The 766-nt window shown below is 66.6% G+C and carries 1 pseudogene; it reads right to left on the bottom strand.

Going from position 1 to position 766, the window contains the following annotated elements:
- Positions 1 to 441 (bottom strand): annotated as a pseudogene (locus RHBS_RS28230) (protein translocase subunit SecD); the annotation flags it as partial.
- Between the last annotated feature and the right edge of the window lie 325 nt (positions 442 to 766).

Raw genomic sequence — 766 nt, 5'->3', positions numbered from 1 at the left:
CGACCGGCGCGGCCGGGGTCGACCGGGGGTCTGCTGCGTACCTGCACCCTCGCCCGCGGACGGAGCAACCGATCCCACCACGGGCCGGATGAACAGTCGCGCGGTCTGCCCGAGGGTGCGCGCCTGGGAGCTGTCGTCACCGGGCACCGTGATGACCAGGTTGTCGCCGTCGACGACCACCTCGGACCCGGTGACACCGAGACCGTTCACCCGAGTCTCGATGATCTGCTGCGCCTGCTGCAGGCTGTCCTGCGTCGGCGCATTGCCGTCGGGGGTCCGCGCGGTGAGTGTCACGCGCGTGCCGCCCTGCAGGTCGATACCCAACTTCGGCGAGGGATCTTTGTCTCCGGTGAAGAAGACCATGGCGTACACCGCTGCCATCAGCACCGCGAAAACGGCGAGATAGCGGGCGGGCTGCACCGGTCCGCTGGAAGGTGCCACGGTGTGTGTTTCTCCTCTGGGCGATGGAAAGTATCGGTTCCTGCGGGGCCTGACGGCCCGATGTGTCAACGATGAGCGTGTCAGCGGTGAGCGGTGCGATTGTGCACCACATCGGTCACCGCAGAGAAAACCGCTGCCGGATACTGTCTCCGACAGCGGTTTCGATCACATCGAGCTCACTCTTTTTCGAGCCTCTTGGCCGTCTGCTCGACGGTCTCGTCCGGTCGACTCGCGTTGGCCTTGTTCAGGGACGGTCCCGCGGTGTCGTTCGAGCCGAGGGCCGCGATGTCCGCCTCGGTGGTGGCGTCGAGGTCGGTGTCGTCGA

Source organism: Rhodococcus sp. BS-15 (assembly GCF_000813105.1).
Classification (GTDB): Bacteria; Actinomycetota; Actinomycetes; order Mycobacteriales; family Mycobacteriaceae; genus Rhodococcoides.
This window is presented reverse-complemented; position numbering and strand designations above follow the sequence as displayed.